Here is a 24,514-nt window from a genome sequence, read left to right as displayed (position 1 = left end):
GTCGCACGACAACGCGGGCTGTTTGCACCGCAGGCGTTGCGATCAGCGTGGCAGCGGGCGACGTGATCGCATCGCGCGGGCTCACGCATGTTGCCCGGCGGTGGGCGCATCGGTGACTCCCAATACGCGCTGCAGTGCCTCGCGCAGACTCCAGCGTGCACGCCAACCCAGCACGCGCGCCGCCTTGCCCGGATCGCCCAACTGATGGAGACGGTCGATACGCCGCTGACGCTGCGGGTCGACTTCCAGGCGCGGCGATCGCCCTAGCACGGCGCCGATCTGCTCCACCAGTTCGGCAACCGAATGCTCAACGCCCGAGCACAGATTGAAGACATCGAAGGCCGGGTCCGGCCGCGCATCGTCGAGCAGTGCGATCAGCCCTGCCGCAGCGTCGTCTGCGTGGAGATAGTCCCGGCACGGTTGCAGGTTGCCCAGGCGCAAGGTTGGCGTCGCGGCCGGATCGGCCGCCAGTTGCGCCAACACGTCCGGTATCAGGTGCGCATTGGGATCGTCATGGGCGATGGTGTTGAACAGCCGCGCCGCGCGCCCGCGCCGGCCGTTCGCGGCAGCGCACCACAAGCGCAATTGCGCTTCGTTGCAAAGTTTGGACAGCGCATAGTTGTCGCGCGCGTCGGTGGCGCTGACGTGTTCGTCCAGCGCGCCGTCGCCCCAGGCGTAGACCGCGCCGCTGGAGGCGATCACGACCTGCCGCAGCGCCGCGTCGCTGGCGGCGTGCAGCACGCTCTCGGTGCCGACCACGTTGACCTGCAGGCAACGCATGCGCTGCGTCTCGCAGGTGGGAATATGGTGGATGGCGGCCAGATGGATCAGCGCATCGGCGCGGAACTCGCGCAACGCGACGGCGACCGTCTCACGCTCGCCCACGTCGGCAACGATGGCCGCATGCAGGCCGTGCGGCAGGGACATGCCGCTGGACAGATCGTCCAGGCCTGCCACCGCGTCGCCTCGCTGCAACAGCGCGCTCGCCACGCGTCTCCCGATCATCCCGGCCGCGCCGGTGACCAGCACCCGCATCATCCAGACCCCAGCGGGCGCGCGTCGGTCGGCCCGAGCAACAGGCCACGCATGCGCTGCGGCAACCACGCAAACAACGGATCGGCGTGCGCCGACCAGGATGCATGCCGGTCGCCATGGCGACGCGCGATCACATACATTGCCAATCCCAACGAGGCGACCAGCAACACCCCAAGAAACACCGCCAGCGCGACCAGCGCCGGCCGGCGCGAGGGTACCGGCGCCGGCGATAACGCCGGGATCGCCCGGTAGCGCACCAATTGCGCGCGCCAGCGCTGTTGCGACAGCGCCAAGTCTATTTCGCTGGCGACCTGCGACAGCGCCGAGCCGGAGGGGGTGCCGCTGCCGAAGACGGCGCGTCGGCAGCTCTGCACCCAGTCTGCCAGGGCCCGGCCCAGATGCAGGCCCGGCGCGCGCTGGTCCACCCGCGCCAGAAAGCGCTGCTTGCCGTCCAGCTGTTCCAGCTCGCGTTCCACCTGACGCAAGGTGGTCCGCGTCCCGGCGATGGTCGACTGCAATGCGACGATCTGCGCCAGCGGCGAAAGGTAGCGTCCACCGCCATCGCCGACCGACACGACCGTGTTGACCTCGTTGCGCCGCAGTTCCGGATAGCGCTCCAGCAACTGCTGCATGTCCGCAGCCTGGCGTTCGTTCTGTTCGATCGCGTAGCGTTGCTGGATCTGGTCGATCTGCAACTGCGGGCGTTGTTCGAGCGTCTGCTGGCGCAGGCTGTCCAGGTAGTCGCGCAACCCGCCCCACAGCACGACCTGGCGCACGTGCTGCGCGATGGCGTCCAGCTGCTGGTTCGCGGCCGCATCGTCGCGTGCATACAACGACACTTCCAATCCCAGCGCGCCGACGCTTTTCGCATCGATGTTGACCTGCTGGCGGATGTCGTCGCGTTCGACCGCGCTGCGGTAGGTCACGCGCGTGTCCCAGTATTTCTTGAGCACGAAGGCGCGTTGCAGGCGTTCGCGCTGCTCCGGCGGCAGCTCGGTCATGCTGGCGAGCGAGGCCGCCACCAACTGACGGTCGGCCAGCATGGGTTGCAGCTTGCGCCATTGTTCCAGGCTCATCTGCGGCGTTTCCAGCAGCGCGGTGAGCGCATACAGGGGCCGCGTGGCGACGACCACGCCGGCCAGTACGCCGCACAGCACGGCCAGCGGAATCAGCAGGCGGCCGAACTGTTGGTAGAAGCGCAGCACTTCCAGCAATAGATCGCCCAGGGAGACCTCGTCACGGCGTTCAGGGATCTCGTCTATACCCGGCATCAGATCGTCGCTGCGGTTCAAGGGAGGCATGGAAGCGCCACGCCGTATCGCCAGCACTGTGCCACAGCGATTGCGACGGCGGCAACGCGACTATGCGCGCGCGCGCCCTGCAGTCCGCAGCCCGCACCACAAGGTGGCGGTCAGCACCGCCTCGGTGGCGATCACAGCGATCGCTGCGCCGTGCACACCGTAGCGGCGGGTGAGCAGCAGATTCAGCGCGATGTTGACCACCGCCGCCACACTCGCGCCGAGCACGTACCAACGCTGCTGGTCGCAGGCGATGGCGGCCTGGGTCAGCACGTAGTTCGGCAGCACGAACACGAAGGCGGCAAACAACCAGCCCAGCAGTTGCCCCGCCACCGCGCGATAGGACGCTCCGTACAACAGCTCCATCAGCCAGTTCCCGAGCCAGGCGCCGCTGGCCGCCAGTGCCAGCCCCGCCGCAGCGGCCAGCCACAGGGCGCGATCTTCCAGCCGACGCGCGCGGCCTGCCTGCGCGCGCGCCAGGCGCAGCTGGCGGAACAGCAGCAAGGCGACCGGCATCGCCAGCAACAGCACGCCATCGAACACGCGATACGCGGCGGCATACTGGCCCACCTCCGCCGCAGGCACCGTGTGCTGCAGGATCACCACGTCGCTGCGACGGTACAGACCGGTGGCGGTGTCGATCCAGAAAAAGCCGGCGGCCGCGCGATACGCCAGCGGCTGTGGCCGCCAGTGCGGTCGCTCATGCAGGCCTCGCCCCAGCCAGACATAGGCCAACAGCAGGCCGCCTGCCCACGCAGCAAAGACCACGCCGGGGGCGTGACCGAGCAGCAGCACCGCCGTCACCACCAGCAGCGCGCTGAGTGCGCGCGCACCCGCCAGCCAGCTGGCGTCGCGTTGCCACTGGCCCGCCGCCTTCAATTGCGCCGACACCAGCTGGGTCAACGTGACCGCACCGAAGCACAGCACCGCCCAGACCAGTGCCGGATCGCTGCCGGCGCGCGTCGCCGCCAGGGTTGCGGCGACCAGCAGCAGCGTGGACCACAGCAGATGCCCGCGTGCCAGACCAGGCAGCGCGCGCGCCAGCGTCGCCGGGATGCCGGCCGCAACCCCTTCGCGCAATACCAGGGTGCGCATGCCGGCATCCTGCAACAGCGCCAGCAAGGTCGCCAGATTGAGCAGGTAGGCGTAGCGGCCGAAGCCGGCCGGGCCCATCCCGCGTGCCAGCCACACCGACAGCGCCAGCGAGACCGCAGCGGTGAACAGGATCGACAGCCACTGCGCCGACAAGCCGCGCACAAGGCCACGCCATGCAGGCGACAGATGCGGCGTCACCGGGCGCCGATCCAGACCGGCGCCACTGCCTGGCACGGGCCCTGCGCCACTGCCTGGCACGGGCCCTGCGCCACCAACCGCCCCTGGTCCAGGACCAGCACGGTGTCGGCCTGTTCCAGCAAGGCCAGCCGATGGCCGATGAGCAGGACGGTCAGCTCGCCATGCAGGCCCTGGATGGCGCTGCGGATGCGCGTCTCGTTGTCGTGGTCCAGCGCGCTGGTCGCCTCGTCCAGGATCAGCAATGCCGGGCGTTGCAGCAGCGCACGCGCCAGTGCCAGCCGCTGGCGCTCGCCACCGGACAATGGCATGCCGCCCTCGCCGACCGGCGTATCCCAACCCTGCGGCAGGGCATGCACGAACTGGGCAGCTGCCTGCTCCAGCGCAGCGTGTAGCGCCTGTTCGCTTGCATCCGGACAGGCGATCAAGAGGTTATTGCGCACGCTGTCGTTGAGGAGGAAGGCGTCCTGCGAGACATAGGCCACCGAGCGGCGCCAGGCCCGTCGCGCGGCTGCATCCAGCGCCACGCCGTCGATTTCCAGTGTGCCTTGGTCTGGGCCAAGCAGGCCGCTCAGGACATCGGCCAGGGTGCTCTTGCCTGCACCGGAGGCGCCGACCACGGCGGTGGTCGTCCGCGCCGGCAGCAGTAACGACAGATCCTGCAGCGCGGGCGTGCCGCGTCCGGGGTACTGGACCTGGACTGCAGACAGCGCAATCGAGGCTGTCAGCCGGATCGGCGGTGTGGTCTCGGGTAACGGCGGCTCGGCCCAGGTCCGGCTCTCCTGCAGGCGGCCTTCGATCTCGTCGAACGCGGCCATTGCATGCAGGCAATACTGGCGTTGCTGTTGGATGTTGCTCACTAGTGGCAACAGCCGGGCGAAGATTGCGACCAGCACCAGAAGTTCGGCCATGGCCATGTGCAGGAGCTGCAGGCCCGCATAGACGTAGCACGCCAGCAGGACCGCCCCGGCGCCATGGAGCAAGGCCTTGGAACTGCTCAGGCCATGGGCGAACCGCAGCTGCTGGTCGTGCATGGCACGCGCCGTGCGCCCGAATGCTGCCAGGTGGCGCGCTTCGGCGCCCAGGATCTTGGCCAGGCGCAATCCCGACAAGCGGTCATGCAGACCGGCGTGCAAGCGCTGGTTGGCCTGCGTCAGTTGGCGACCCAGCACGACCGTCCCGCGCCGCCGCTGGTCCGTGGACAACAACAGCACCGCCCCACTCAGCAGCGCGACCAGCGCCAGCTGCCAGGACAACGCAATCGCAGCGAGCAGGTAAAGCAAGGCGGTCGTCCCGGCGGCAAGCAGCGCCAAGCCTTGTCCCAGACCCACTTCGGCGCGGCTGACGTCGCTGAGCATGAGGCTGGCGTGGTCGGCGGTGCGCTGACCGACCAACCAGCGCCACTGCGCCCCGAGCAGCGCCGCGAAGCTGGCCATGCGCAGCCGCTCGCCCACATCTTGTTGCAGCTGTGCTGCCGCCCGCTCGCGGCCGAGCTGGATCGCAGTGCGCACCAGCACGACCGTACAGAACAGCAGCAGCAAGGGAATCGGCGAGCTTGTCGGAAGTCCGAGGGCGATGGGGACGCGCAGCAACTGCCCTGCCAGCCCGTCCGTGGCGGCGGCGTCGCCTTGCAAGGCACCGAGCAAGGGCACCAGCAACAGCATCCCGATGCCCTCCGTCGCGCCGGCCAGCACCATCAGCACGAACAGCCCGAGTCGCTGGCGACCTGGCGCCCACCGCAACAGGCGCGCCATGCCGTGCACGACCCTCATCGGGCCTGCCGTGCGCGCGGCACGAAGCAGCCGACGCGGGTGAACCGCTCGCTCGCGCGGCCCCCGGTGACGCGCGCGCTACCAGCGAGCACCCAGGCATGCGCCTGCAGTTGCGCGCCATCGTCGCTGCGCGTCACCCCCAGGCACAGCAAATGGGCGACCCGGAACAAGCCCAGCAGGTAATGTGCGGCCAGCGCCTGCGCCAGACAATTGGAGTCCCAGTACGTGTAGCGGGCCGCCAGACGGACGGTCCGGCCGATCTGCAGGGCGCGACGTTCAGCACGTGCATCCAGGCCTGGCAGTGCCGGTGGCACGGACACCTGGTCGCCTAGCCAGGGCGCGAGGCGGCGGAAGCCAAGCCAGCGCACTGCCGCACGCACCAGGCCCAACAGAACCCAGGCCGTCACCAGCAGCAGCCGTTCGAACCGGGGCAGCCGGCCGACGGCCGCAAGCATGCGGCAGCCGCGCACGAGCAGGCGCGGCATGCTCACTGCCAGCGGTCCGCGCGCGCTGCGGACCGCTGGCGCAGCACGGCGGTCTCGGCGTCGATGGCGGTGCGCGCGAGCAGACGCGGCTGCGGTGCCTGCTTTCGCGACTGCAGGGCCGACGATGAAGAGAGCATGGCAGAGGGCACGTGTGGGGGAAGGTGGTCGAGCGGATCACGCCTGCGCATCTCCGAACTGGCGCGCGTGTCGAGGCGTTCTCGCTGCCCGCTAGCCTAACAAACGCCAGCGCGGGCAAGCCGGGCGTGCGGGTGTGGCTTCGATCACGGCGCATCGTCCACCAGGATCCAGCTGCTGCTGGCTCGGGCATGCACCGTACTCACGCACCGCCGCGCTCGTGCCAGGCCAGGAAACCCGCCATCTGCAAGCCGGACGCCAGCAGCTGCAAATACTCAAAGCGGCGCGCTTCGGCCGCTGCGGCATCCTGCGGCCAGTGGTCCAGCAGCGCCTGCAAGCGCTGCAGGTCCACGACCCGATTGGCCAGCGGCGAAGTGCGCGCTTTGCTCAGTTGCGCGTGCAGCGCATCGCGCTGCGCATTCAACCGCGCGAACCAGTCGCCTTGTTGCACGCCGACCGCACGGTTGGCGTGGATCTCCGGCGGCGCGCCGCGTGCGGCCAGCAAGCGGCGTGGCAACGACCGGCTGACACCATCGCGCAGGAATTGATCCAACGGCAGGCTGCCGAAGAATTCGATCACCCGTCGGTCTACAAGCGGATAACGCGTGTCGACCCCGGACACCGCGCGCAGCGTGTTGACCAGGTCCATCGGACCGGCATCGCCCAGCATCCACTCGCGGAAGGTCGGCAGGGACGTGTGGCCGCCGCCGAGGCGCAACCGGTATCTGGACCGATCCAGCGACTGCTGCATCCCAAGCGACTGCGCCAGCGCCGGCTGGAGTGCGGCCTGCGCTTCCCAGACCGCGGCAGGCAGGCCATGCCACAGGCGCAGCAGCGCAACCGGCGCGAAAGGACGCAGCAGATAGCGCTGCACGGTCTTGCGCCGACTCAGGCCGAGGCTGCCGGCAAGTGCATCGACCTGTCCGGCCAGCACACGCCATTGCCGCTGACGCGCCAGCTGCGGCAGACGCAACAGGCCGTCGTAGCTGAAGAAGGCGTTGCCCAGTTCACCGCCCAGCATCACCTGGCTCCCGCGTGCGTGCAGGAACCGGTAAAACGGAAAGAACCAGGCCATGTTCGAGGGCGAACGGACCGGCTGTGCGCCCTCGCGCCACCAGCATGCCGGATCGTGTTCGCCCCAGTCCGCGTCGTCGTCGCCGACCAAGTGCCAGTCGATGCCTGGATGGCTGGCGGCCAGCCGCCGCGCGCGCGGCGACTCGTCGTAGTAGTGGGTCGCAGTGGCAGCGGCAGTCGCAGGCAGCGGTTGACGCGTGAGCACCAGCAACGGCGACGGCGCCTGTTGCCGCGCTGCCGACAGCGTGATCGAACCGCTATCCAGTCCGCCGGTCAGACAGGTGGCCACCGGTCCGCGTGCGCGCAGCGCATCGGCCACGGCACGGTCCAGTACCTCGGCTGCCGCAGCTTCCACTTCGGCATCGTTGCGCAAGCGCAGCGATCCGGCCTCGGGCGGCGACCACCAGCGCTGGCAGTGTGTCGCCTCCGGGGTCAGCACGACCGCATGCGCCATGGGTACCCGGTCGATCGCGCGGTAGATGGTGCGCTCCGGTCGAGCACGGTCCATGATCAGTTTGTCGGCCAGGGCGCGCTCGTCCAGGTCTTTCGGCACCTGCGGAAGTGCCAGTAGCGCCCGCAGGCGAGTGGCGAATGCGATCAGGTGCGGTCCGCGATGCACGAACAGCGAACGCAAGCCAATCGGATCGCGGGCCAGCAAGAGGCGATGCCGGTCCGGCCGATACAGCGCCAATGCATAACACCCGTGCAGGCGCGGCAGCGCCGCGGTATCCCAGCACTGCAAGGCCTCCAGCAGCAGCACACCATCGGGCAGGGTGACGTTGGCGGGGTGCTCCAGCGCAGACGCAAGTTCCTGGCGCGCGGCCAGCCTGACGTCGGCCGCCAGGACCGCGCCGGATGCCCCCACCCAGGGCATCGCCTCATCGGCATCCTGCGGGGTAAAGACATGTTGACGATGCACGATTGCGACCGACCCATCCTGCCAGACACGCACCGGACCTATCCCGCGCGCGTCCAGCGCCTGGCCCAAACGCTGGATGTCGCCCGGGGCAACTGGCGCGCCATCCAGCCGCCAGACGCCGGCGAAATCACTCATGACGCCAGGTGATGCCGATCAGGCTCAGGAGCCGGTAAACGTACCGTTGCCGTCGTCGCCCACGGTTGCGTTGTTCGCCGTTTCATCGATCGACAGGAAGGACACGACGGGTGCTGACCATGCTTTGCGTCCACCCTCGATCGACGTATCGGACAAGACAGCCGGTTGGTTCTCGTGCATCGCGCAATCTCCTTCTTGCCAGTGATGTGACACGGTCGCGTACAACCGAAGGTTCGTGCGCGTCAGCCGCAGGATGCGACCCGGCACACATCTCTACCACGTTGATCTACCGTTCGCTCGCCACGCTCGGCGGTAAGCTACACGGGTGGCTCAGGTTACCACCACATGCGGTTCGCGACACCGGCACGTCCAGGTGCGGGGAGCTGCCGCCGTCACGGTGCTGAAAAGTGCTCTTCGTTCCGTTTTGCTTCACGCCCCACGCATCGGCCAGATGACCATCCAACGCTCCCGCTGGCGCAGGCTTTTGCCGATTCCCGTTGCAGTCCGGCTGCTCTATCGCGCGCTGCGCAGCCGCCAGGGCCGCGGATATGCGCGGCTGCAGCTCAGCTCGCCAGTGCCCTTGTTCCAGGATCATGCGACCACCTCAATGGATCGCTATCCCGCGCTGTTCGGATTCGTCCAGCAGACCCTTGGCGCCGACAGCCAGGCGCGACTGCTGTCGTTCGGCTGCGCCAGCGGCGAAGAAGTCTTCAGCCTGCGCAGCTACTTTCCCAAGGCGATGATTACTGGGCTGGACATCCATCCCGATGCCATCCGCGCCTGCTACCGTCATCTTGGCGCCAGACCCGATACAGGGTTGGGGTTTCGCGTGGCCGGCAACACGGCAGAGGAGGGCGACGGCAGCTACGACGCCATTTTCTGCCTGGCTGTCTTACGTCGCGGCGACCTGGCCGCCCATCGCGGCGATCGTTGCGATCACTTGATCAGGTTCGAGGATGTCCAGGCACAGCTGCTGGATTTCGTACGCTGCCTGCGCCCCGGCGGCCTGCTGGTGCTGCGCCATGCCAATTTTCGCCTGCGCGACACCGAGGCGGCGCGTTGGTTCGACACGGTGCTGTGCCTGCCGACGCCTGCGCGCGCGGACACGCCGCTGTTTGGTCCGGATAACCGGCGGCTGCCGGTGCAGGCCGATGAGCAGAGCGTCTTCCGCCGCCGCGCCACCGCCTGGCCGCCGTGACCAGCCGCGCTTTGCAGCGCGATGCATCCTGGTAAGCTCCTGTTTCCCTATCGACTTGGCCCATGGATGCGCATCGCACCGAGCACGATCGTCGCCAGGACATCCGGTTGTCTAGCCGCAGAGATGGGCGATGAACTCGTCCTCATGAGTACCGAGCACGGGCTGTATCTGTCGCTGGATGCCATCGGCAAGAACATCTGGTCGCACCTGGATCCGCCTTGCGCGTTCGCCACGCTGTGCGATCGCCTGAGTGCGGAGTATGCGGCGCCCAGGGCCACCATCGAAACCGACGTGACCGCGATGCTGCACACCTTGCGCGATGCCGGGGCGGTGGAGATGCGCGCCTGACCGACGCATCTGCCCACCAGCCAATGCCCACCACGCAGCTACATCACCACTACGTGCTGTGCGGCTGGCACGTCCGCAGTGCGTTGACGCTGCCCGAGCTGCCGCCTTGGTCGGCGACTGCGACGCCTGTCGATGCGGACGTGGTGATCGAAGAGGGAGAGGTTCCGGATCGCCTGGACCTGCACGACCCGGTGGAGTCGTGGTTGAGCGTTGGTCGCGATGGCTCGGTCCTGCTGCAGGTGCCGCAGGTGGTGCGTATCCATGTGCACGCCGGTCGGGCGATGCGCGTGCAGCGGCTAAATCGGCACGATGAGAGTTGGCGGCTGTTTCTGCTCGGTTCGGCGCTGGGCTATCTGTGCCTGCAACGCAGCCTGTTTCCGCTGCATGCTGCCTGCCTGCGCATTGGCACACAGACCGTGGCATTTGCCGGCCACAGTGGTGCGGGGAAATCCACGCTGGCGGCGGCTTTGCTCAAACGGGGCCATGGACTGCTCAGCGACGATCTCACCGTCATTCGCCCCGACTCGGCCGGTGCCATCATGGTGCTGCCTGCGTTTCCGCGGCTGAAGCTCTGGCGCGACACCCTGGAGTCATTGCAGTTGCCGGTGACCGATGCCCCGCCGGTGCGGCCAGGCATGGAAAAGTTCGATCTGCGCCCAAGCGCAGGGTTCGATGCGGCACCGGTGCGCCTGGACGCGGTCGTCGTCCTTGGCGACGCTTCCGAACCGCATCTTCAGCGCCTGTCGCCGCAGCACGCATTGCCGCTGCTGCATGGGTATCTTGCACGCCCGCAGGCGGCCGTGCGGATGGGTCTGCATGCGGCGACATTTGCGCACGCTGCTGCGATCGCCCGCCAGGTCCGTGTCTGGCGCTTGCGGCGTCCGCGCCGCTTCGACGCGCTGGACATCACCGTCGACCTCATCGAAGCCCATGTCGGCGCATGAGCCGGCGCGGGATCGTCTGGCTCGCCTCGTATCCCAAGTCGGGCAATACCTGGGTGCGTTGCCTGATCGCCAGTTTGCGTAGCGGCGCCGCCGCGATGCAGCTCGAAGAGCTGGCACCGGCGCTGCCCAATGCCGCATCGCGGGCATGGCTGGAGCGTCATCTTGACGTGGATATCGGCGATCTGACCCCGGACGAACTACATCTGCTGCGCGGCACGGCCTATCGTCGTTGCGCAATGCAGGCCTCGAGCGTGCTCAAGGTTCACGACCGCTACGATGCCGCGCTGTTCCCCGCCGTGGCGACGCTGGGCATCGTCTATATCGTGCGCGATCCGCGCGACGTCGCACCGTCCTGGGCCGACCACGCCGGCATCGATCTGGATGCTGCCATCGGGCAACTGGGCCAGAGCGCAACCACCGTGAGCAGTACCCTGTCCAGATACCGGCCGCAGGCACGTCAACGCTTCGGCTCATGGTCCGAACATGTGGCCTCCTGGCTGCATGCGCCTGGTCCACGCCTGCTGCTGCGGTATGAAGACCTGTTGGACAACCCGTTGCGGGAAACCGCGCGGCTGGCCGGCTTTCTGGGGCTGTCCACGCAGCCGGTACAGATCGCGCAGGCCGTTGCGGCCTGTCGTTTCGAAGCGCTACGCGACAGCGAGGAGCGTCATGGATTTGCCGAGCGCCAACACGGGCAGGCGCGCTTCTTCCGTCAGGGCCGCGCGGGGGCGTGGCGCAGCGCACTCAGCGCGGCACAGGCGGCACGTGTACGTGCCCAGCATGGCCCCACCATGGCCTGGCTGGGCTACCGGGATGCCTGAGCACGTGCACACAACTCAGCGTGCGTGGGACACGCCGTGCGACCACGCCATCTTCCAGGCAACGCCGGTCTCGTCGTAAGCGCGAAAGCCGAGCCGACGATACAGCTCGAGCGCGGGATTGTGCTTGTCGACCTGCAAGACCACGTTGCGGCCGTCGCGGGTCACTTGCGCCACCAGCGCCTCGATCAACGCCGTGCCGATGCCTTGCCCGCGACGACACGCCAGCAGCAGGATATCCAGTAAGCAGACCGTCGTTGTCGCGTCGCTACCCAAGTACAGCCGCCCGATCACGTGGTCGCCCTCGGTGACGACCAGGAACAGCACCTGCTCCTGACCGAGGATGTAATGACGCCGCTGTGCGTCGAACTGCTGGTCGATGAATGCCTCTCGGGCTGCATCGTCCCACGGCAACAGTGCGAACTCGGCCCAGCGCTGGGTGCGGAACAGCGCGCGCAGCGTGGGCAAGTCCGCCTCGTGCTCGGCACGGATCGCCATGCCCCGTGCCACCAGGGACGCAGGACAGGCGAAGCGCAGCAGTATCACGGCCTTGGCGGGTAGATGCCGTCGGTAGCGCAGATGCAATAGCGGATCGTCGTGAACGGCTGACGATTCTCGTGCGCCTGCACCGCCTGCGAGCCCGACGGAAAGGGGGCCAGCGCGTTAGGCGACAACTGCACCATGGGTGTGGTCGTTGCCGGTGCATACGCCTTGTACGAGGTCGGCGGCGAGGTTGTCGGATTGAGCAAGCGCGACAGATACGAGCTCGAACTCGGCGTGTTGACCGCAGCACCCGGCGCGGTCGCCGGGGGCAGGAACATGGTGGTAATGGAGTGCGTGTGGGCGGGCAACTGCGTCGACGACACCAGGGCCACCGAATCGGTACCCTGCAACTGGCCAATGGTGTAGTTGCTCAGGCCGGGCCCCTGTCCCTGTCCGGTGACCGCGCGGCCGCGCAGGTCCGGTAACCCGAACGTAGTCTGCTTGTCGCCTCCGTAAGCAAAACCGATCACCCCGAACAGCGCCTGATACTGATTGATGCTGACCGTCTGCCCCATGCAATCGAGCCAGCCCTCGGGCGCGAAGTTGTAGGGAAACGCGCGCACTTCGCCGATGAAGCTATTGGACATGTCGAACTCCTTTGCGATAGCCGATCACGGCCGCTGCGGGTAGAACCCGTTCAAGCAGATCAGATAGCTCAGCGTCTGCGTCGCCATGTGGTTGTCGTGCGGCTGGCTGGCGCCGGCCACGTTCACCGCATTGGTCGCAAGCGTACTGGCGGCGGGAGTGGAGCCGGCAGGAGGCGTGAGGTACCCCGTATTGCCGCCCTGAGTGACGGCGGGCAACTGCCCGGTCGGCGTCAGCGAAGACGCTGGCGAATTGAACGCCTGCAGGGTATGGCGATGCGCCGGCATTTCCGCCAGCTGCAGCGACACCGTCTCGGTGCCGAATTGCTGCCCCAGCACGCGCGCGGTCAATTGCGGCGTCGGCGCACGCGCGATGCCCTGCCCTTGCGAGATCGCCACGCGGCCGCGCAGATCCGGCAGGTTGAAGGTGGTCCTGCCGTCGCCGCCGTAGGTAGTACCGATCAGCGAATACAGCGCCATGTAGGTATTGATCTGCAGCTGGCGTCCGTCGCAGAACGCCCAACCCTGGGGTTCGTAGTTGCCGGCGAAGAGGATGATTTGACCGGTATAGGCATCCATGGTGTGGTTCCTTTGTGGCCCGCGTCAGGGGCGCTGCGGATAGATGCCGACCGTGCAGATGCAGAAATTCAGCACCAGCGATGGCTGCATGTTGTTGTGGGCGGCACCGGCACCTTCCTGACTCACCGAGTCGCCGGCCAGCGGGATCAGCGCACCGACTGGCGCGTAAAGAAACTGCGGCGTTGGGGTTTCGGCATGCAGGACGTTCGCATTGCTGGCCACCGCAGCGGTCGTGGCTGCCGCGGCGACGGCATTCACCATGTGGGTATGCGGCGGAACCTGCGTCGCAGTCAGCGCCACGCCCTCCAATCCGCCATAGTTGCCGACCGTGTAGGACACCGGCGGCGTGGTGAGCGGATTGACGCCCTGGCTGACCGGCGTGCGGCCACGCAGATCCGGCAGGTTGAACGTGGTCTTGCCGTCGCCACCGAACTGGGTGCCGAGCAGCGAGGCCAACGCGACGTTACTGGTGATCGGCAAGGTGCGGCCATCGCACGGCAGCCAGCCAGCGGGCGCCCAGTCGATCGGGAACAGGCGAATTTCGCCCACAAACGCTTCTGTCTCATTCATAGAACGGCTCCTCGACGATCGGCAATATCACGCGCATGTAGGTGGAACCCGGGACCGCCCCAGGCCATAGCGAGGACCTTGCACAACGCTTCCGCCACGCGTCCGCGCAAGCCGCGATACGGTGAACGCTGTGCTATTAATAGTGCGGGGCATGCACAGCGCATCGGCGCTGGGCCGGCATGAAAGACACGGCCGTCAGGCGGCGCAAAACGGTGTGCATGGATTACCACTTCGCTCAGTTTTCCCCGCAATCCGCAAACGCGGATATGGCCCCTGGCAGCGAACGTAACACAGGCTACCGACGCGCTGGGGTGCGCGCGTTCACCACTTGCGATTCTCGTGCGCCCGCGCGTTGAAGCGCATTGCGCCGTGACGGTCGAGAACGCTTGCGCGACGTGGTCGCCCGCGTTCGGCTACCTGCTGTGGCTCTGGCGGCAACACGATCCTGCTGCTGCAAAACTGCCAGCGGTGGCCACGCCCCCCGATGCGGTTGCCTTCGAACGTTCGCTTGCACAGCATCGAATGGCATTGGCGTTGCCTGCTGCCGACACCCTGGGGCCCAGCATTCCTGTTGCGTTGCGCCAAGCGCTGCGGCGGCGGCAGCGACGCCTGCTGCTGCAGTCCTTGCAGCAAACAGCGGCCATCGGCGAGCTGGTGACGGCGCTGCAGCAGGCGGGTATCCGCTGCTGCCTGCTCAAGGGCTTGGGGTATGTGGCGCAGTTCGGCCGACTGCACCGCCGCGAAGCGTGCGATATCGATGTGCTGATCGAGCCGCAGGCCAGCCAACAGGCGCTGTCCGCACTGGCCGCGTTGGGTTATGTGCTGCAGTCGGACGCTGCATGCGATCCAGTGGAATACTGCCGCTACAACCATGCCCTGCCGCTGCGCCACCGTGACACCGGCGTGGTGCTGGAATTACATCTGCGGTTGGCCAACCACGAGCGCCAGTTCCCGCTCGGCCAACAGATCTGGCGCGATCATCTCGGTACGGTCGAATTGGGCGGTGTGCACGTGCCCACGCTGTCGCCGCCAGCGGCCGTGGTCTATGCCGCGTTTCATGGCACCAAGCATCACTGGCATCGCGCCTTCTGGTTGGTGGACATGGCGCACGCGATGGGCAGTGCGGAGCTGGACTGGGAGGCAGTGCTCGCGCTGGCACGCCGGCTTGGGGTGGAGAGACAGCTGGCACTGAGTGCGTTGCTGGCCGAAGCCAGCCTGGGAATTGCGCTGCCGGCGGCGCTACGGCAGCAGACCGCATTGCTGCGCAAGGCCCGACCGGTCGCCGCTGCGCTGCTACCGTGTTTGGATGCGCTCGGATCTGACCGCGGTGCGGACCTGGCGGTGCGGCTGGGACTGTTCGCCTACCTCAGGCATCTACTGTCGCTGCAATCGACATGGCGCGGCCGCTTGCACGTGCTGCCGGTGCTGCTCGTTCCCACCGACATGGATCGCCAGGCCGTGCCACTGCCCCGCGCATTGCACTGGGCCTACTTCGGTGTGCGCATGGTCCGGTTGGTCAAACAGCATCTGCTCAAACGCCGCCAGATGCAGGGATAGCGCACTCGCTCGAACGACGATTCCTTGGCTTGGCCGGCATTGAAACGCAACGCATCGCCGGGCCGGCCGGACGCTGCGCCCGACGCACGCACGCAGTTCCCAACGCAGATGCGATCGCTCCCGACACAGTCCGCATGGTTGTGAACATCCGCGGTCGCCAACGATGGCCCACCACGCGTGGCTGCCGTAGCGCCATGCGGCCAATCCGTCCAAGACGCAGAGCGTTGGCCACGCGCCATGAGTTGGCTGGCAGTACCCGTTAATCCTGCAGGTCGTGGCGCTTCGGCGTCGGTGCTTCGGTGGTACGGGATTGGTGGACCTGGCGGCATCCATCCAGGGGCGGGCGATGTGTCCAGGCTGTCGCCGCCCGGTCATCCCGATCGGGTGTCGGTAGCACGCACTTGGCAGCACCCCTGCCATCCGGCCTATTGACGACAGCTGTAGTCACGTCTACCGTGGCGACAACTGTAGTCAGGGAGAGCGCCATGCGCGGCAAGACCATCGGGGACCAGGAGCTGGCCCTGCTGCAATACATCGAAGAACAGCGGCATGCCAGCGTGGGCGAAGTGGCGGCCGCGTTCGGTGAGCCGCGCGGACTCGCGCGCTCCACCGTGCTGACCATGATGGAGCGGCTGCGGGCCAAAGGTTTCCTGCGCCGCAAGCAAGTCGACGGTGTATACCGCTACAGCGCCACCGCCGGCCAGGACGACGTGGTGCGCGGGGCGGTGGGGCAGTTCGTCGAGAAGACCCTGCAGGGCTCGGTATCGCCGTTCGTGGCGTGGATGTCGCAACGCGCCGAAGTCAGCGATACCGAACTGGCCGAACTCGAAGCATTGGTCGCCAAGCTGCAGTCGCAGCGCAAGGAGGATTGAGTCATGTCGCCCCTGATCGAAGCGGTGTTATGGAAGCTTGGCGCCACCAGCGTGCAGACCGCGGTGCTGGTGCTGGTGGTGTGGGCGCTGTGCCGCGGCGTGCGCCGCCTTCCGGCAGCCACGCAGACCTGGTTGTGGTGGCTGGTGGGCGTGCAGGCGATGGTGGGCCTGGTGTGGAGCAACCCGGTCCAACTGCCGGTGCTGCCGGCGCACAGCGTGACGAGTGCGCTGGGCTCGGCCGACAGCCTGGCGCCACTGGCAAACGCCACCGCCGCGGCATCCACGGCCGCGCATGCCGATGCCACCGCGCAGGCGGTGCAGGTCGGCTCTTGGCCCACGTTCGCTGTGGTATTGCTGGCGCTGTGGGCGGCCGGCGTGCTGGTGCTGGCCGCCGGCACGGCGCGCGCCTATCTACGCAGTCGTGCATTGGTGCGCGCGGCGCAGCCCTGCAATGACCAGGCCTTGGTGCAGGCGTTGCAGATGGCTGCTGAGGCGCATGGCTTGTTGCGCCCGCCGGCGCTGCGGCTGTCATCGCAAATCGACTCGCCGCAGTTGATCGGCCCGTGGCACCCGGTGTTGCTGTTACCTGCTGCACGGTTGCCGCACATGGCCGATGACGATCTGGACATGGCACTGACCCATGAGCTGATCCATCTGCGTCGTGGCGACCTGTGGTGGGGCCTGCTGCCGGCGCTGGCGCAGCACCTGTTCTTCTTCCACCCGCTGGTGCATCTGGCCGTGCGCGAATATGCGATCGCCCGCGAAGCCGCCCGCGAAGCCGCCTGCGATGCCGCCGTGGTCGCCGGGCACCGCCATTGCCGCCACGACTACGGCCGCTTGTTGCTGCAACTGGGTGTGGCCCCGCGTCCGCGCGGTGGTGTGGCAAGCGCCTCGCCTTCGTTCATCAGCTTGAAGCGCAGGCTGTCGATGTTGCAGGACACCCACGCGTTTCCGCGGCTGGCCGCGGCGATGATTTTGGCCGCGGTGGCCGTCTGCGGTGTACTGCCGCTGCGCCTGGTGGCCATGCCGGTGCCGGCACCGGTGACGTCTGCCGGCATGCAGCCGGTTGTGGTGACTGCCCCGCCAGCGCCACGTGCACAGGTCAGCAGCACGGCAGAGGCTGCCGACGCCGCGGCGCCGATGCGCGCGTTGCCTGCACCGGCGCTGCCGGCTGCGCCTGCGGAAGCGGCCGCCCCTGCCACGCACGGTGTCATCGCCGATGTGCTGGGCGCCGAACCGCTGCATGACGAGGACGCAGACCCCATAGACAGTGGCTGGAATCTCGACCTGGACCGCATCCGCCGCGATGCCAGCCGTGACGCGCAAGCCGCCGTGCACGATGCGTTCGCTGCCGACAACCACGACCTTGAACGACAGCAAGACCGCATGCAGGCCGCACAGGACGCATTGCAGGAAGCACGCGAACAACTGGCCTCCCTCGGCCCGGAACTGGCGCAGGCCAAACAGGAGGCGCAACAGCAAGCACGCGAAGCCCAGCAGCAGATTCGCGACGTGGCGCAGCAGCATCGTCAGGCGCAATACGCGTATGCCGCCGCGGTGCGACAAGCGGACGCGCTGTCGCGGCACCAGGTCGAACTGGCCAAGCAGGCCGCTCTTCAGGGCCGCGCCAAGGCCAGACGTGGGCAACGGGAAGCGGCGCAAGCGCAACGCGAGGCAGCGCAAGCGCAGGTAGAGGCCGAAAAAGCGCAAGCAGAGGCAGACCAGGCGCAAGCAGAAGCAGAACGCGCGAACAACTAGACACCATTGACGAAACGCCTGCGCTCACGTCAGGCGGGCGTGGTGGTACGAGGAGTGAGCATGCACCACGCACAGGTTCGGGGACGCACTGCTTCTTGGCGTGCAAATTGCGCCAGCTGCCCGCCATAGCCGACAGCTGTTCGCACCGGCTTGTCGGCTGTTGCAGCGATCCAATCGCGAGAACCAGCGTGGGTCGCGGTAGACCGCAGGTGACCGCGGCGATGGGTTCCGTTGGCCACGGAGCAGCACGGCATGGCATGCAGCGTCACTCCGCATCCGGCCGTGCACGGCCGGCAGACACGCCGCCGCAGCAAGAGCGGAGAACATAACGCAGCGAGCAGTCGTCAGGTGGGCGTGGACGGCGCGATCGGAATCGCAGTGCACGCGCAGTACATGCCGATTCAGCGTACCGGCCGCACTCACCGGGCGTTGAGTGAAGTCACTTTTTGCTGCTTTTAGCCCAGGTCTTGACGCCAGGCACGTGCCTGCGCAATGCGCTGGCATCGCTTCGGTAAAGGCAGCACTTGCAACACCACGGGCCCGCCACAGCCCTGCACTCCTGCGTCACGACGCCTGCAGCGTCAGCAACGCCGTGGCCGCGTGATCGCTGTTTCCATCCGCCTGCGTGCCCTGCGCAGGCGCACTCAACTCACTGTGCCTTTCGTGGAGATCTCATGATCCAGACCACTTCCCCTGTGCTGTGCCTGCGTTCGGCGTTGCTGGTGGCCCTTGCCGCAGTTGCCGGCAGCGCGGCCATCGTACACGCCTCTGCCGTGCCTGCAGTTGCCGGTGTGCGCACCTCACCTGCTGCGCCGGTTTTTGCTGGTTTTGCTACGCCTTCAACGACGCAGGCTGCACCCATTGCCGATGTCGTGCGTGTGGGTGGCATCGCAACGCCTGTGCCAGTAACACCGGAGATGAACTTTGCACGAACCGCGCCGGTTGTCGCTGCGCTGCGCGCGCCTGCGACCACTCCGATAGCCGCGACCACACCCACGGCACCTGCGCTTGCCATTGCCGGTGCCGGTGCCGCCCGGGCAGCACCAGCAGCGCCCCCGGCCAATGCAGGACCTGCCGGACCTGCTGCACCTGCCATTTCTCCGGCAACACCGGTCGCTCCCACCGCAGCCGCTGCACCGGCACGGCCGCGCGTCGGCACGCATGAATCCTGCGGCCATGCCACTGTAAACACGCAGAGCCAAGGCGATGCCTACGTGCTGGTGCATGGCGAGGGCGAAGTGATGCACGGCACGCCCGATGACCTGCACACGGCGCGCCGCTACGCTGGCGATGGAAGACGCGTGCTGTGGTTTCGCGCCGATGGGAAGCAATACCTGGTGCGTGACCCGACCTTGCTCCATCAACTGGCTGTGGCGTATCTGCGCAGCCAGCAACTGGCCGATGCTCAAGCCAGGTTGGCCGCACGTCAGCAAGCCTTGAGCGAACGGCAGGCTGCACTCGCCGCGCAGCTGTCTGCGCATGCCGAGCCGCGCCTGCTGCAGGCCTCGACACGCACAGCATCTGCCACGACGTCCACCGCGGCGCAGCCGCCTGCAACGCCCGATGCGCTGCAGGCGTTGGCCAGGCAGCAACAGGCACTGGCGCAGCGACAGGCCGTGTTGGCGAGCAAGCAGGCCGATGCATCCCGCCTGGCCACGCAACAGGCATTGAAGGTATTGCGCGAAGCACTGAGAAGCGGGCTGGCGACGCGTATCGACGGTTAGCCGGACTGCGCCGGTCGCGTGCATGTGCGTGCATCGTGGTGCGCTCGCCGATACTGTGCACAGACACAGGCGGCGAGCAGGCCATGACGTATCGGGTAGTGGTATTGGGCGGCTTCGGCCACTTCGGTGCACGCATCGTGCGTGCGTTGGCGGCAACCGCGCAGATCCACGTCATTGCCGCGGGCCGGCGTCCGGGCGATGCAGCGACCACCTGGCCGGGTGTCGCACCCGGCCGCATCTCCACCTGCCGCCTGGACATCGATGCAAGCGACTTTTCCGCGCAGCTGGCGGCCACCGGGGCCGATGCGGTGGTGCATACCGCCGGGCCGTTCCAGGGACAGCAGTACGCGGTGGCCCGCTGCTGCCTGCAGGCCGGCATGCACTACATCGATCTGGCCGATGGCCGCGCCTTCGTCCGCGATTTCGCCGCGGCGATGGACCCCGCCGCGCGCCAGGCCCAGCGCGTGGCGATCAGCGGTGCCAGTACCTTGCCGGCGTTGTCCAGCGCGGTGATCGATGCGCTGTTGCCGCGCTTTTCGGCATTGCACGAGATCGGCATCGTCATCGCGCCCGCACAGGGCACGCCGTTGGGTCTGGCCACCGTGCGTGCGGTGCTGTCGTACTGCGGCACGCCTTTCAACTGGTGGCAGGCCGGCCGCTGGCAGCAGGTGGTGGGTTGGGCGCGCCCCACGCGCGTGCAGTTCGCGCAGCTCGCCCCACGCCTGGCCTCGCCGTGCGATGTGCCCGATCACGACCTGTTGCCGCAGCGCTATCCCGGCGTGCAGACCGTGCAATTTCGTGCGGCGCTGGAAGTGCCGTTCCTGCAGCGCTGCCTTGCTGGCGTCGCCTGGCTACGTCGACGCGGCGTGCCGCTACCGATGCAGCGCCTGGCCGATGTGTTTGCCAACGCCGGACGCTGGTTCGACCGCTTCGGTACCGACCTGGGCGGCATGCGGGTGGAGCTGCGCGGCACCTGCGATGGTAGAGACGGGACAAGCCGCCCGCTGGTGCTGCGCTGGGACCTCACCGCCGCGATGCTGCACGGCCCGGAAATTCCGTGTTTCGCCGCTGTTTTGCTGATACGCAAACTCGCTGCCGGGCATCGGTTGCCGATCGGTGCGCATGCCTGCATGGGGCTGCTGACGCTGGCCGAGTTCGAGCAGGAGTTTGCCGCGTGGCAGATGAGCACGGCGGTGACGCAAGCGCACCGGTAATCGGGCGAGGCGCAAGACCAGCGCAGCGCCAGGCCTTTGCCGACCACACCAGGCGGGAAACCAAGCTCTCTGTACGCGGCGGGGAGTTCCGAAACCAAGTGGCCGGCGCACATCGCTGCGTCGCCGTCCCAACGCAACGTCAGACCTCTAGCACCGTGCGAAACGCGTCCATGTCGTTGAACGTACAAAAATGAAAGCGTGGCACCGTGATCGGTCCCGCGGCTGCCAGCTGTGTGAGCCAGCCGCGCACCGCAGTGCGATACGCCGTCTGCTCTGCCGCATCCAGCGTGTCGCACAGGTAAGCCAGCGAAATATGAAACTGGAAGTTGGTGTAGTCGGGGCGCTGCAAGCGTGTCAGTTGCATCAGCGCTTGGCGCGCAGCTTCCAGGCGCTGCGCGGTTTGCGTGTCGGCCGGCTTCAACGGAATCAGCAGATTGTCGTTATTGCCGGTCCTGACTGCCGTCGGGTTGACCAGGAAGCGGCAAGCGCCCAACGGCGGCGCGGCGCGCTCCTTCAGCCGCGCCAGATAGGCCACGTTGATATCCGCCAAGGCATGGTCGCGCGGCAGATCGCTCGGCCAGGGCCCACGCGCACGGTCGATCTCATTGACCCCGCCCAACAAGGTCACGTGGTAGCTGCTCGGCGGCAGCACGGCGAACTTGTGGGCAAAGCGCTGCTCGGGGAATTGGCGGTAGATATTCAGCACGCGGTCGAAGCTGTCGTAGCCATCGCCCTGTTGTTCCAGGTGACCCACAAAGGTATTGCCGGCAAACGGCATCGGCCGTCGCGAGCGCAGAAACTTGCGGCCCACATCCGAGGGCGGCGGCGTCATGGCCCGTGTGGGCAGACCGGTGGTCAGCAGCGAGGCGCCGGTGGCAGCCATCAGGTGACGGCGGCTGATGCGTGTGTCCAGAAACGACGACATGGGAAGACCCTCAGAGTTTGACGTTGACGCCGAGCATCACGGTGGGTGCCATTTTCCAGGCCGATTGCACGTATTCCTGGTGGCGGCCGATGCGGTATTCGTAACCCTGGCCGGTCAGGTTGAGCACATCCAGGCTCACTGCCACTGCCGGCGAGACGTCCCAGGCCAGTTTCAGGTCGAGACGGTCCAGCGGCTGTTGGTAGCGGTTGCGATAAAACTCCTGCTGGTTGCTGTAGTTGGGGTAGCGGTCGTCCCACAGCTCGCCGGTCCGGCTCCAGGCCAGGGTGCCGCGCAGCGGCCCACGGGCGTAATTGAGGGTCAGATTCCACAGCTGCTTGGGCTGCTGCGGCAGCACCGACAAGGTGGTGCGGCTGCCATCGCCGAGCACCACCGGGTAGTCCACGTCCAGGAAGGTGACATTGGCACCGACCGACAGCCCGGCCAGCGCGGGCAGCCATGGGCCCAGTTCCTTGATCGCGCCGAGTTCGGCGCCGCGCATGCGGACCGGCCGGTCGGTATTGCGCGGTTGGGTCACCAGCACCTGCTCGCCGTCGATGTTCTGCAGCTGGCCGTAACGGAAAATCTCGTTGTCGATGGTCTTGTGGAACAGCGCGATCGACAGCAGGCTGCCGCGGTCGTCGAACGTCCAGTCGTGGCCAAGGTCCAGATTCTGCGAGCGACGCGGCTGCAGGTCCGGGTTGCCCTGGTTGAGCGTGGGCGGGTTGCTGCCCAGCGCGAGCACGCCGCCGTTCAAGGCCATCTGGTCCAGGCGCGGTCGCCCGATCGAGCGCGAGGCGCCGAAGCGTAACGTGCCGTTGGCACTGGTCTGCACCTGGCCGGCCAGCGATGGCAACCAGTTGCGGTAGGTGCGTTGCGCACTGACAGGCGCCCAGACGGTGCCGCTCAATTGCTGGCCGCTGCTGCCAAAGCGGGTCTGCTCCAGGCGCACGCCGCCGGCCAAGCGCCAGCGCTCGCCGCGCCACTGTGCTTGTGCGAAGCCGGCGCGCACCTGCTCATCCACGGTGTAGGTACCGCTGTTCTGCGCGGTGATGTCCGCCACGCCGCGCGCCTGGCCGGACGCCGCATCCCAGCGCGCGTCGGCCAGGTCCGGGTCGATGGTCAACATGGGCGCGTTGCAACCCAGGGCGCAGGTGGGATCGTCCAGCACATCGGCCAGCGAATAAGGCAACCCGCTCCAGGTCGTGCGCTGGAACGCGGTCTGCATGTGCGTGCGCACCTGTCGCAGGCCAAAGGCCAGCCCCAGCCCCCGGCTGTCTTCGTCCATGTTGCGACGTAGCTCCAGTTGCAGGTCGCTCACCCGTTCGGCGTAGGTGGTGCGCTCCTGCTGGTGGTTGAGGTTGGCGTAGCGGGTCGGGTCGTCCGCCAGAGCCGGGTCCAGGGCCGTGAATGCCGGCAGGGTGCCGTTCCAATCGAAGCCGTAAGCCAGGCGGTTTTGCTGGAAGCGGTCCCAGGTCTGCGGGTTGTCCACCGTGGCGCGCGAGGTGCTTGCCCGCAGCGCGCCGCGCCACTGGCCAGGCAGCTCGGCCAGCAGTTCGCCGTTGATGCCGGACAGCCCCCGCTTCCAGCGCAGTTGCCCCAGCTCGACGAGCTGGTTGAGATTGTCCAGCGTGCCGCTTTGCGCGCCGCTGCGGGTCAGGCGCGCGCTGTTCTGCACCTGGGCGACCTGGGCATTGCGGTCGGAGGCTTCGTGCTGGTTGAACGTGTAGCCGGACACATGGCCGCTGAGCGGACCGTCCGGCTGCCAATCCACGCGTGCGGTCACGCCGCGCCGTTCGCGGGTGTTGTCGTAATTGTACCAGCGCCGTTCGCTGGGCACCGCAGCGCCGCTGCCACCATAGGCTGACGGCGCGCGCGTGCCATCGGCGTTGTACCAATTGAGGGCGCCGCCATTTTCCTGCTGCGGCACCGAAATCTCACGGCGCCAGATGCTGGCCGCACCCAGAAACGCGAATTGGCCGTCACGCCCGAAGCGCTTGCCCCATTTCAGCTCGCCTTCGCCCACCGGCGTGCGGCCGCCATAGCGGCTCCCCATGAGATTGGCGCCGCCCTTGGCTGAGGCGGTCAGCAGCCCATCGGGCCGGGCAAAGCCGGTGGCGGTGACCAGATTGGTCACGCCACCGATCGCGCCGCCGTCGTTTTCCGGCAGCAGCGACTTCACCACATCGATGCGGTCCACGAAGTTCGCCGGCAGCACATCCATCAGTGCCTGGCGGCTGCCGATGTCGTTGCTGGCGAAGGCAAAGCCGTCGATCAGCATGCTGTTGTAGTTGCCGTTGAGGCCGCGCACCGTCACATAGCGCGGTTCGCCCTGGTACTCCACCGTGCTCACGCCGGTGACCCGGCGCAGCGCATCGCCCACATTGAAGTCCGGCAATTGCCCGATGCTGTCGGCGGCGACCGAATCCACGATGGTGGGCGCCGCCTGCTTGGTGGCGATGGCGCGCGTGTTCTGCGACTGGAACGGGTTGCGCACCTGCACCGCATCCATGGTCAGCGCGTCGGCTCCGCCGGACATGTCGGCAGCGGTGGATTGCCAGGGAAGCCAAGCGATCAAGGCCAGCCCCAGCGCCAGCGATAGCGCATGCGGATGCGGCGGGGGAGACAGGGCAGCGCAATGGGGTCGGGAAGGGGGATGCAACAGGCGCATGGCACGATACCAACGTCGATGGCCCCAACGCAGGGCCGCGGACGGATTAAATTAAGCTGCTTAATTAAA

Annotated in this window: 22 protein-coding genes, 1 other RNA gene and 1 pseudogene; 9 read left to right on the top strand and 15 right to left on the bottom strand. The window is 67.4% G+C overall.

Annotated features, from left to right (window positions below):
• Positions 1 to 81: 81 nt before the first annotated feature.
• The 7 genes from F7R02_RS13690 to F7R02_RS26375 all read right to left on the bottom strand — a co-directional run bounded on the left by F7R02_RS13690 (position 82) and on the right by F7R02_RS26375 (position 8,323).
• The gene (locus tag F7R02_RS13690; RefSeq protein ID WP_005921813.1) at positions 82 to 1,035 is read right to left on the bottom strand and encodes an NAD-dependent epimerase/dehydratase family protein; all 954 of its coding nucleotides are present in this window, start codon (positions 1,033 to 1,035) and stop codon (positions 82 to 84) included.
• The gene (locus F7R02_RS13685) at positions 1,035 to 2,336 is read right to left on the bottom strand and encodes a hypothetical protein (RefSeq protein ID WP_223301004.1); all 1,302 of its coding nucleotides are present in this window, start codon (positions 2,334 to 2,336) and stop codon (positions 1,035 to 1,037) included. Before F7R02_RS13685 ends, F7R02_RS13690 begins: the two co-directional genes overlap by 1 nt.
• Positions 2,337 to 2,396: 60 nt before the next feature.
• The gene (locus F7R02_RS13680; RefSeq protein WP_003482089.1) at positions 2,397 to 3,626 is read right to left on the bottom strand and encodes a lipopolysaccharide biosynthesis protein; all 1,230 of its coding nucleotides are present in this window, start codon (positions 3,624 to 3,626) and stop codon (positions 2,397 to 2,399) included.
• A complete protein-coding gene (locus F7R02_RS13675) occupies positions 3,623 to 5,395 on the bottom strand; it encodes an ABC transporter ATP-binding protein (RefSeq protein WP_235857273.1) in 1,773 nt (590 codons plus the stop codon). The genes F7R02_RS13680 and F7R02_RS13675 overlap by 4 nt, the downstream gene beginning before the upstream one ends.
• Positions 5,392 to 5,880 carry a lasso peptide biosynthesis B2 protein gene (locus F7R02_RS13670; RefSeq protein ID WP_078589078.1) on the bottom strand — a complete coding sequence of 163 codons (489 nt, stop codon included), beginning with the start codon at positions 5,878 to 5,880 and terminating at the stop codon, positions 5,392 to 5,394. The genes F7R02_RS13675 and F7R02_RS13670 overlap by 4 nt, the downstream gene beginning before the upstream one ends.
• A gap of 337 nt (positions 5,881 to 6,217) precedes the next feature.
• On the bottom strand, positions 6,218 to 8,143 hold the full coding sequence (locus F7R02_RS13660) for an asparagine synthetase B family protein (protein ID WP_078589076.1): 1,926 nt from the start codon (positions 8,141 to 8,143) through the stop codon (positions 6,218 to 6,220).
• A 24-nt stretch (positions 8,144 to 8,167) separates the two neighbouring features.
• Positions 8,168 to 8,323, bottom strand: a complete 156-nt coding sequence (locus tag F7R02_RS26375; RefSeq protein ID WP_164513525.1) for a hypothetical protein — start codon at positions 8,321 to 8,323, stop codon at positions 8,168 to 8,170.
• 145 nt (positions 8,324 to 8,468) lie between these two features.
• Here F7R02_RS26375 and F7R02_RS13655 point away from each other — a divergent pair, with 145 nt between their 5' ends.
• The 4 genes from F7R02_RS13655 to F7R02_RS13640 all read left to right on the top strand — a co-directional run bounded on the left by F7R02_RS13655 (position 8,469) and on the right by F7R02_RS13640 (position 11,454).
• A complete protein-coding gene (locus F7R02_RS13655; protein ID WP_235857272.1) occupies positions 8,469 to 9,341 on the top strand; it encodes a class I SAM-dependent methyltransferase in 873 nt (290 codons plus the stop codon).
• A 144-nt stretch (positions 9,342 to 9,485) separates the two neighbouring features.
• The gene (locus F7R02_RS13650; RefSeq protein ID WP_235857271.1) at positions 9,486 to 9,689 is read left to right on the top strand and encodes a PqqD family protein; all 204 of its coding nucleotides are present in this window, start codon (positions 9,486 to 9,488) and stop codon (positions 9,687 to 9,689) included.
• A 23-nt stretch (positions 9,690 to 9,712) separates the two neighbouring features.
• Positions 9,713 to 10,633: an HPr kinase/phosphorylase gene (locus F7R02_RS13645; protein ID WP_078589074.1), complete on the top strand. Its 921-nt coding sequence runs from the start codon at positions 9,713 to 9,715 to the stop codon at positions 10,631 to 10,633.
• A complete protein-coding gene (locus F7R02_RS13640) occupies positions 10,630 to 11,454 on the top strand; it encodes a sulfotransferase domain-containing protein (RefSeq protein ID WP_003482072.1) in 825 nt (274 codons plus the stop codon). The genes F7R02_RS13645 and F7R02_RS13640 overlap by 4 nt, the downstream gene beginning before the upstream one ends.
• A 15-nt stretch (positions 11,455 to 11,469) precedes the next feature.
• On the opposite strand, the gene F7R02_RS13635 is transcribed toward F7R02_RS13640, so the two are convergent.
• Genes F7R02_RS13635 through F7R02_RS13620 form a run of 4 tightly spaced genes read right to left on the bottom strand, consistent with a single transcriptional unit; the run spans position 11,470 to position 13,727 of the window.
• Positions 11,470 to 11,949 (bottom strand): GNAT family N-acetyltransferase, encoded by a 480-nt coding sequence (locus F7R02_RS13635; protein ID WP_016849753.1) that lies wholly within the window; start codon positions 11,947 to 11,949, stop codon positions 11,470 to 11,472.
• 44 nt (positions 11,950 to 11,993) lie between these two features.
• Complete coding sequence (locus F7R02_RS13630; protein WP_003482068.1) at positions 11,994 to 12,581, bottom strand: phage tail protein; 588 nt, start codon at positions 12,579 to 12,581, stop codon at positions 11,994 to 11,996.
• 24 nt (positions 12,582 to 12,605) lie between these two features.
• Positions 12,606 to 13,157, bottom strand: coding sequence for a phage tail protein (locus F7R02_RS13625; protein WP_003482067.1), 552 nt, complete (start codon positions 13,155 to 13,157; stop codon positions 12,606 to 12,608).
• A 24-nt stretch (positions 13,158 to 13,181) separates the two neighbouring features.
• Entirely contained in the window at positions 13,182 to 13,727 is a 546-nt protein-coding gene (locus F7R02_RS13620) for a phage tail protein (protein ID WP_016849752.1), read from the bottom strand.
• A 369-nt stretch (positions 13,728 to 14,096) separates the two neighbouring features.
• Between F7R02_RS13620 and F7R02_RS13615 the strand changes: the two genes are divergently transcribed.
• The 3 genes from F7R02_RS13615 to F7R02_RS13605 all read left to right on the top strand — a co-directional run bounded on the left by F7R02_RS13615 (position 14,097) and on the right by F7R02_RS13605 (position 17,914).
• Positions 14,097 to 15,284 (top strand): nucleotidyltransferase family protein, encoded by a 1,188-nt coding sequence (locus tag F7R02_RS13615; RefSeq protein WP_005912544.1) that lies wholly within the window; start codon positions 14,097 to 14,099, stop codon positions 15,282 to 15,284.
• Positions 15,285 to 15,769: 485 nt separating this feature from the next.
• Positions 15,770 to 16,156 carry a BlaI/MecI/CopY family transcriptional regulator gene (locus F7R02_RS13610; RefSeq protein ID WP_003482061.1) on the top strand — a complete coding sequence of 129 codons (387 nt, stop codon included), beginning with the start codon at positions 15,770 to 15,772 and terminating at the stop codon, positions 16,154 to 16,156.
• Between the two features lie 3 nt (positions 16,157 to 16,159).
• Positions 16,160 to 17,914, top strand: a complete 1,755-nt coding sequence (locus F7R02_RS13605; RefSeq protein WP_078589072.1) for a M56 family metallopeptidase — start codon at positions 16,160 to 16,162, stop codon at positions 17,912 to 17,914.
• 318 nt (positions 17,915 to 18,232) lie between these two features.
• Here F7R02_RS13605 and F7R02_RS13600 read toward each other — a convergent pair.
• Positions 18,233 to 18,309, bottom strand: a non-coding RNA gene (locus tag F7R02_RS13600) — sX9 sRNA.
• A gap of 577 nt (positions 18,310 to 18,886) precedes the next feature.
• A pseudogene (locus tag F7R02_RS27535) lies at positions 18,887 to 19,081 on the bottom strand (hypothetical protein); the annotation flags it as partial.
• Positions 19,082 to 19,128: 47 nt separating this feature from the next.
• Here F7R02_RS27535 and F7R02_RS13590 point away from each other — a divergent pair.
• Both F7R02_RS13590 and F7R02_RS13585 read left to right on the top strand, forming a co-directional pair.
• Positions 19,129 to 19,638, top strand: coding sequence for a hypothetical protein (locus F7R02_RS13590; RefSeq protein WP_078589070.1), 510 nt, complete (start codon positions 19,129 to 19,131; stop codon positions 19,636 to 19,638).
• A gap of 32 nt (positions 19,639 to 19,670) precedes the next feature.
• Positions 19,671 to 20,852, top strand: coding sequence for a saccharopine dehydrogenase family protein (locus F7R02_RS13585; protein WP_167521030.1), 1,182 nt, complete (start codon positions 19,671 to 19,673; stop codon positions 20,850 to 20,852).
• 139 nt (positions 20,853 to 20,991) lie between these two features.
• Here the strand turns inward: F7R02_RS13585 and F7R02_RS13580 are convergent, their stop codons facing one another.
• Together F7R02_RS13580 and F7R02_RS13575 are read right to left on the bottom strand one after the other, a co-directional pair.
• Positions 20,992 to 21,777: a DUF1868 domain-containing protein gene (locus F7R02_RS13580; RefSeq protein ID WP_078589066.1), complete on the bottom strand. Its 786-nt coding sequence runs from the start codon at positions 21,775 to 21,777 to the stop codon at positions 20,992 to 20,994.
• A gap of 10 nt (positions 21,778 to 21,787) precedes the next feature.
• Positions 21,788 to 24,445, bottom strand: coding sequence for a TonB-dependent receptor (locus F7R02_RS13575; protein ID WP_172397191.1), 2,658 nt, complete (start codon positions 24,443 to 24,445; stop codon positions 21,788 to 21,790).
• Positions 24,446 to 24,514: the final 69 nt, after the last annotated feature.

Source organism: Xanthomonas cissicola (genome assembly GCF_008801575.1).
GTDB classification, from domain to species: domain Bacteria; phylum Pseudomonadota; class Gammaproteobacteria; order Xanthomonadales; family Xanthomonadaceae; genus Xanthomonas; species Xanthomonas cissicola.
This window is presented reverse-complemented; position numbering and strand designations above follow the sequence as displayed.

Excerpts from the sequence above, each read along its gene's own strand:
- F7R02_RS13690 (WP_005921813.1), bottom strand. The coding sequence starts at position 1,035 with ATGCGGGTGCTGGTCACCGGCGCGGCCGGGATGATCGGGAGACGCGTG.
- F7R02_RS13685 (WP_223301004.1), bottom strand. The coding sequence starts at position 2,336 with ATGCCTCCCTTGAACCGCAGCGACGATCTGATGCCGGGTATAGACGAG.
- F7R02_RS13675 (WP_235857273.1), bottom strand. The coding sequence starts at position 5,395 with ATGAGGGTCGTGCACGGCATGGCGCGCCTGTTGCGGTGGGCGCCAGGT.
- F7R02_RS13670 (WP_078589078.1), bottom strand. The coding sequence starts at position 5,880 with ATGCCGCGCCTGCTCGTGCGCGGCTGCCGCATGCTTGCGGCCGTCGGC.
- F7R02_RS13660 (WP_078589076.1), bottom strand. The coding sequence starts at position 8,143 with ATGAGTGATTTCGCCGGCGTCTGGCGGCTGGATGGCGCGCCAGTTGCC.
- F7R02_RS26375 (WP_164513525.1), bottom strand. The coding sequence starts at position 8,323 with ATGCACGAGAACCAACCGGCTGTCTTGTCCGATACGTCGATCGAGGGT.
- F7R02_RS13650 (WP_235857271.1), top strand. The coding sequence starts at position 9,486 with ATGAGTACCGAGCACGGGCTGTATCTGTCGCTGGATGCCATCGGCAAG.
- F7R02_RS13645 (WP_078589074.1), top strand. The coding sequence starts at position 9,713 with ATGCCCACCACGCAGCTACATCACCACTACGTGCTGTGCGGCTGGCAC.
- F7R02_RS13640 (WP_003482072.1), top strand. The coding sequence starts at position 10,630 with ATGAGCCGGCGCGGGATCGTCTGGCTCGCCTCGTATCCCAAGTCGGGC.
- F7R02_RS13635 (WP_016849753.1), bottom strand. The coding sequence starts at position 11,949 with ATGGCGATCCGTGCCGAGCACGAGGCGGACTTGCCCACGCTGCGCGCG.
- F7R02_RS13630 (WP_003482068.1), bottom strand. The coding sequence starts at position 12,581 with ATGTCCAATAGCTTCATCGGCGAAGTGCGCGCGTTTCCCTACAACTTC.
- F7R02_RS13625 (WP_003482067.1), bottom strand. The coding sequence starts at position 13,157 with ATGGATGCCTATACCGGTCAAATCATCCTCTTCGCCGGCAACTACGAA.
- F7R02_RS13620 (WP_016849752.1), bottom strand. The coding sequence starts at position 13,727 with ATGAATGAGACAGAAGCGTTTGTGGGCGAAATTCGCCTGTTCCCGATC.
- F7R02_RS13610 (WP_003482061.1), top strand. The coding sequence starts at position 15,770 with ATGCGCGGCAAGACCATCGGGGACCAGGAGCTGGCCCTGCTGCAATAC.
- F7R02_RS13605 (WP_078589072.1), top strand. The coding sequence starts at position 16,160 with ATGTCGCCCCTGATCGAAGCGGTGTTATGGAAGCTTGGCGCCACCAGC.
- F7R02_RS13580 (WP_078589066.1), bottom strand. The coding sequence starts at position 21,777 with ATGTCGTCGTTTCTGGACACACGCATCAGCCGCCGTCACCTGATGGCT.
- F7R02_RS13575 (WP_172397191.1), bottom strand. The coding sequence starts at position 24,445 with ATGCGCCTGTTGCATCCCCCTTCCCGACCCCATTGCGCTGCCCTGTCT.